At 71.2% G+C, this 6,000-nt stretch carries 4 protein-coding genes; 1 reads left to right on the top strand and 3 read right to left on the bottom strand.

The features are described 5' to 3' along the window. Positions 1–3 precede the first annotated feature (3 nt). Positions 4–459, bottom strand: a complete 456-nt coding sequence (locus tag FF041_RS00395) for a carboxymuconolactone decarboxylase family protein (RefSeq protein ID WP_153520491.1) — start codon at positions 457–459, stop codon at positions 4–6. A 321-nt stretch (positions 460–780) separates the two neighbouring features. On the opposite strand from FF041_RS00395, the gene FF041_RS00400 reads away from it, so the two are divergent. After that, positions 781–3,000, top strand: coding sequence for an NADP-dependent isocitrate dehydrogenase (locus tag FF041_RS00400; RefSeq protein WP_323390847.1), 2,220 nt, complete (start codon positions 781–783; stop codon positions 2,998–3,000). 158 nt (positions 3,001–3,158) lie between these two features. Here FF041_RS00400 and FF041_RS00405 read toward each other — a convergent pair whose 3' ends face one another. Both FF041_RS00405 and FF041_RS00410 read right to left on the bottom strand, forming a co-directional pair. Continuing rightward, a complete protein-coding gene (locus tag FF041_RS00405; RefSeq protein ID WP_153520492.1) occupies positions 3,159–4,613 on the bottom strand; it encodes an FAD-dependent oxidoreductase in 1,455 nt (484 codons plus the stop codon). A gap of 151 nt (positions 4,614–4,764) precedes the next feature. Continuing rightward, positions 4,765–5,922 carry an MAB_1171c family putative transporter gene (locus FF041_RS00410; protein WP_153520493.1) on the bottom strand — a complete coding sequence of 386 codons (1,158 nt, stop codon included), beginning with the start codon at positions 5,920–5,922 and terminating at the stop codon, positions 4,765–4,767. Between the last annotated feature and the right edge of the window lie 78 nt (positions 5,923–6,000).

Below are 6,000 nucleotides of genomic sequence, written 5' to 3' on the forward strand. Positions count from 1 at the left end.
CGCCTACCAGGTCGGCCCCGCGATCTGCCGGGTGGCGACATTGACCCGGTTGAAGAGATTGGTCAGGCCGACCGTGAGCACGATCGACGCGAGCTGCTTCTCGTCGAAGTGATCGGCGGCGTCGTCCCAGACGCTGTCCGGCACCGGGTCCGGGCGGTCGCTCATCCGGGTCATGGCCTCCGCCAGCGCCAGCGCGGCCCGCTCGGCGTCGGTGAAGTACGGGGCCTCCCGCCACACGGAGACCGCGTGCAGCCGGTCATCGGTCTCGCCGTCCTTCTTCGCGCCCGGGATGCCGCCGACCACACAGAAGCTGCATCCATTGATCTGGCTGGTCCGCAGATGCAGCAGATGGAGCGTGGCCTCGGGAACCCCGCCCTCCCGGGCCGCCTCGATCACCTTCAGCACCGCGGGGTAGACGTTGGGGAGGATCTGGGCCGGATTCTTCATACGGGTCTGCATGACTGCTCTCCTTGTATACGCGGTACTTGCGGTACTTGCGGTACTTGCGGTACTTGCGGTACTCGCGGTACCCGCGCCCGGTGGCGTATGCCGTTCGGAACGCACTGTCGTCTCACTGACGGATCACGGCGCGGGAATGTGACACGGCGGCCGGAAATTTTTTCCGCCCGTCGTACCGGCCGCCCCGGTGGCTGGTACGACGACGACGCTGGGCGGCTCCCGGCCACCGCCGCCGTCCAGAAGGAGGGCCCTTTCGGGAGAGGAGCGAGTACGAGATATCTTGATGTCGAGCAATGTTGCAGACGTGGAGCGGAGCATGCGGTGACTGACTCGACCATCATCTATACGCACACCGACGAGGCCCCGGCCCTGGCCACGCACTCGTTCCTGCCGGTGGTCGAGGCATATGCCTCGACGGCCGGGGTCACGGTGGAGAGCCGGGACATCTCCCTCGCGGGCCGGATCATCGCGAGCTTCCCCGAGTACCTGGAGGAGGGCCAGCGCATCGGCGACGCCCTCGCCGAGCTGGGCGAGCTGGCCAAGACCCCCGGCGCGAACATCATCAAGCTGCCGAACATCTCGGCCTCCATCCCGCAGCTGAAGACGGCCGTCGCCGAGCTCCAGCAGCAGGGCTACGCGCTGCCGGACTACCCGGACGACCCGAAGACCGACGAGGACCGGGACGTACGCGCCCGCTACGACAAGGTCAAGGGCAGCGCCGTGAACCCGGTGCTGCGCGAGGGCAACTCCGACCGCCGCGCCCCCGCGTCGGTCAAGAACTACGCCAAGACCCACCCGCACCGGATGGGCGTCTGGTCGCCGGACTCGAAGACCAATGTCGCGCACATGACCGCCGACGACTTCCGCTCCACCGAGAAGTCCGCGGTCATCGCCGAGGCGGGCTCCCTCCGCATCGAGCTGACCGGGGACGACGGCAGCACCACCGTGCTGCGCGAGTCGGTGCCCGTCCTCGCGGGCGAGGTCGTGGACGCCTCCGTGCTGCGCGTCGCGGTGCTCCGTGAGTTCCTGGCCGCCCAGGTCGCCCGCGCCAAGGCGGAGGACGTGCTGTTCTCCGTGCACCTCAAGGCCACGATGATGAAGGTCTCCGACCCGATCATCTTCGGCCATGTGGTCCGCGCCTTCTTCCCGAAGACCTTCGCCGAGCACGGCGAGGCGCTCGCCGCGGCCGGTCTGAGCCCCAACGACGGCCTCGGCGGCATCCTCAAGGGCCTCGACTCGCTCGCCGACGGCGCCGCGATCAAGGCGTCCTTCGACGCCGAGATCGCGGACGGCCCCGCCCTCGCGATGGTCGACTCGGACCGCGGCATCACCAATCTGCACGTGCCGAGCGATGTCATCGTGGACGCCTCCATGCCGGCCATGATCCGCACCTCCGGTCATATGTGGGGCCCGGACGGGCAGGAGGCCGACACCCTCGCCGTCATCCCCGACAGCAGCTACGCCGGGATCTACCAGGCCGTCATCGACGACTGCCGGGCGAACGGCGCGTACGACCCGGCCACGATGGGCTCGGTGCCCAACGTCGGTCTGATGGCGCAGAAGGCCGAGGAGTACGGCAGCCACGACAAGACCTTCGAGATCCCCGCCACGGGTACCGTGCGGGTCCTCGACGGCGCGGGCGAGACCGTCCTGGAGCACGCGGTCGGCGCCGGCGACATCTGGCGCATGTGCCAGACCAAGGACGCGCCGATCAAGGACTGGGTCAAGCTCGCCGTGAGCCGCGCCCGGGCCACCGGCGACCCGGCGGTGTTCTGGCTGGACGAGGGCCGCGCGCACGACGCCAGCCTGATCGCCAAGGTCGAGGCGTATCTGCCGGAGCACGACACCGACGGTCTCCAGATCGAGATCAAGGCCCCGGTCGACGCGATCACCTTCTCGCTGGAGCGGATCCGCCGCGGCGAGGACACCATCTCGGTCACCGGCAACGTCCTGCGCGACTACCTGACGGACCTGTTCCCGATCCTGGAGCTGGGCACCAGCGCCAAGATGCTCTCCGTCGTCCCGCTGATGAACGGCGGCGGACTCTTCGAGACCGGCGCCGGCGGCTCCGCTCCCAAGCACGTCCAGCAGCTGGTCAAGGAGAACTACCTGCGCTGGGACAGCCTGGGCGAGTTCCTCGCGCTGGCGGTCAGCTTCGAGCACCTCGCCCAGACCACGGGCAACGCCCGCGCCCAGGTGCTGGCGGACACCCTCGACCGCGCGACGGCGACCTTCCTCAACGAGGACAAGTCGCCGAGCCGCCGGCTCGGGGGCATCGACAACCGGGGCAGCCACTTCTATCTGGCGCTGTACTGGGCCCAGGAGCTGGCGACCCAGACCGATGACACGCAGCTCGCGCAGGCGTTCGAGGCGCTGGCCAAGACGCTGGGCGAGCAGGAGCAGACCATCGTGGCCGAGCTGATCGCGGTTCAGGGCTCGCCGGTCGACATCGGCGGCTACTACCAGCCCGACGCGGCCAAGGCGGCGGCCGTGATGCGCCCCTCGGCGACGTTCAACCAGGCCCTCGGCACGCTCGGCTGACGCCGGAGCGAGTACCAGGGTGAGCGCGCCCCGGCCGGTGTCCGCACCGGCCGGGGCGCGAGCCGTTTCACCGGATGCGTACGGCCCCCGCCCGGGGCCGTACGCATCCGTACGGTCCGTACGCTCACCGCCTCAGGGGCGTACGCTCCGGGGCGCGCTCATCGTTCGGCGGGCGGGCGCTGAGCCTGCGGGCGGGGGGCCGGGGCGGCGAGCACCGCCAGCTCGCCCTGGGTGAGCGGTGGGCCGCCGAGCGGCGGATGGTGCGGCCCCAGCGCGGCGGCCAGCAGCACCTTCGGTCTGACCAGGGTGTTCAGCGGCATCTGGAGCGAGGTGACCTCGGTGAACTCCTTCGTCACCAGAAAACTCCCGGTGGAGGTCTTCAGCAGCCGGTCCACATAGCGCGCCAGCACCCGGTCCTTGCGGCTCGGGGCGCCGCCCCTGACGCCCGGGTAGAAGACGTCCTGCCCGATGGCGAGATCCCAGGCGACCGAGACCCGCCGGGCCACCGACCGCTGCACCCGCCGGGCCAGCCGGGGGGCCAGGACGCCGTCCGCCGAGACATGCTCCCGCAGCGCCGCCGCGCTCTGCGCGGCCACCGACATGCCGTGCCCGTAGGCCGGGTTGAAGGTCCCCGCCGCGTCGCCGATCACCACGAACCGCTCGGGCCAGTCGGCGACCCGCTCGAAGTACTGGCGGCGGTTGCTGGTGCTGCGGATGACCGTCACTCCGCCGAGCGGCTCCAGCCGGGAGATCAGCTCACCGACGAGGGGATGCCGCAGCCGCCGGGTGAACCCCTCGAACTCCTCGGCCCGGCCGGACGGTTCGCCGCCCCTGGTCCCCGAAGCCGTCACCAGCCACCGGCCGTGCTCGATGGGCAGGATGGTCGCGCCCTGGCCGGGCCGGCCGGACCGCGGGTCCGCCTGCACGTTCACCACGGGGAACTCGCCCGCCCCCTCGGGCGCGCGGAAGATTCTGCTCGCGTACACCAGGCCGATGTCGACGGTGCGCCCGGTGACCGTGCCCACCCCGAGCTCCTGGAGGAACCGGGGGGTCCGCGAGCCGCGTCCGCTGGCGTCGACCACGAAGTCGGCCGCCAGGACGCGCTCCACGCCGTCGCCGTCCCGCACCCTTACCCCCGTGACCGCCGCCGCTGTGCCCACCAGGCCCTCCACCCGGGTGCGCTGAAGGACCCGCACCCCCCGGTCGGCCAGCACCTGATCGCGTACCACGGCGTCCAGCAGATCGCGGCTGCAGGCGATCAGGAAGTGGGTCTCGTGCCGCCAGCGCCTGAACCAGCCCTGGGCGCTCAGACCGACCATCCCGGTCGGGACCGGGATCCGCCGGGCCCCGGCCGCCAGCCATCGCGCGGTGATCCCCGGGAGCAGGCTCTCCACGGCCCGGACTCCACCGCTCCACATCAGATGCACATGGCCCGCCTGGGGGAGGCCCCTGCGCGGCGCCGGCCCGCCCGGCAGTTCGTCCCGTTCCACCACGCATATCTCGTCCACCAGGCCGCGCAGCGCGGCGGCGGCCAGCATCCCCGCCAGCCCTCCGCCGATGACGACGGCCCGGCGTCCGTGCGCCCCGGCACGGGCGGCTCTCTGGTCGGTCATGTGACTGCTCTCTGCCAGGCCGCCCTGCGGCGGACTACTTCAGCAACAGAAGGTGAGAAAAGTTCATGATTCACGATTCCATGATCGCTTAGTGCGCCGAGGCCCCTTCTGCCGCCCGCCGCTCCCCTCGCGCGGTCAGCCGGTCAGCCGGTCAGCCGGCGGGCCGACGGCGGGCAGTCGCGCAGTCGCGCAGCGCCCGCGACATCCGCACCAGATCACGGCAGCCGTAGCCCGCGCCACGCTGGGCCGCTCGCGCCGCCGCGATCTGCTGCCGGGCGTCGCCGGAGCGCATCGCCCCGAGCGCGGCCACCACCATGGCGGCCTCGGCAGCCGCTTCCGCGTCCTTGCGGCAGACCCCGGAGGCGAGCGCGTCCAGGAGAGCCCGGGCCCGTATCTCCGGGTCGAGATACGGATGGAGGGTGAGCAGCCCGTCGTGTATGTCGGACTCCCGCTGGAGCAGCCGTACCCCGGCCGGGGAGAGCAGGGAGATCCGCACGCTGGGCCGGGCGGCGGCCACCTCTCTCAGCAGCCGCCACAGCGGCCCCAGCCGACGGTAGCGGGACCACTCCCGCCAGGGGGCCTCCAGCCGCTGCACGACCAGCGGCAGCCCCAGCCCGGTGGCGATGAGCAAGGAGGCGGCCGACGCCAGCGGGCGGGCGATGTCCGTGCTCAGCGTGGACCAGTCGTGGCCCGCCCAGCGCGCCCCGACGGCGGTGAACTTGCAGACGTCGTAGACCAGCGTGAGCAGATATCCGACCACCATGAGGAAGAGGCCGACCCGCAGCACCCCGCTGACGTCCCGGGACCAGCGGCGGCAGAGAAAGGTCATGATGATCGCCGACACCGTGTGGGCCAGCAGATAGAGCACGATCATCTCGCGGATGTACGGGGTGGTGGCGTAGTACGTGTCCAGGTCCCGCAGCCGCTCCTCGGGAGCGTCGCCCAGGGCGAAGAGCACGAACAGGGCCACACAGACCAGTCCGTAGATCCCGGCGCACCAGCGGGTCGCCCGCCGGATCCGCTCGGGCGGGCTGCCCTGCCAGTTGATGATCAGGACGATGCAGGATCCGCTGAAGGCGGTGAGGATCGTGTAGACGAGAGGGGCGGAGAAGTTCGGGACGCCGGTCATCTCATTGACCTTGGCGATCGTCGGCAGAGCCCCGAAGAAGAACACGCCCCAGCCCGTGACCAGCAGCATCGCCACGGCGCGCAGCATCGGGTCCCGCGGATTCCTGATCAGCCCGGGCAGCCGCAGCAGAAAGGCGAGGCCCCCCAGCGCCGCCGGGCCGTAGAAGCCGAGGTCGGACATGGTCAGCCCCATGCCTCTCGGCGGCCGGGGGGCGTCGTGGCACCGGCTTGGCCGGCTTCGGGGGGTTGTGCGCCGTCG

The organism is Streptomyces jumonjinensis (assembly GCF_009600885.1).
Lineage (GTDB): Bacteria > Actinomycetota > Actinomycetes > Streptomycetales > Streptomycetaceae > Streptomyces > Streptomyces jumonjinensis.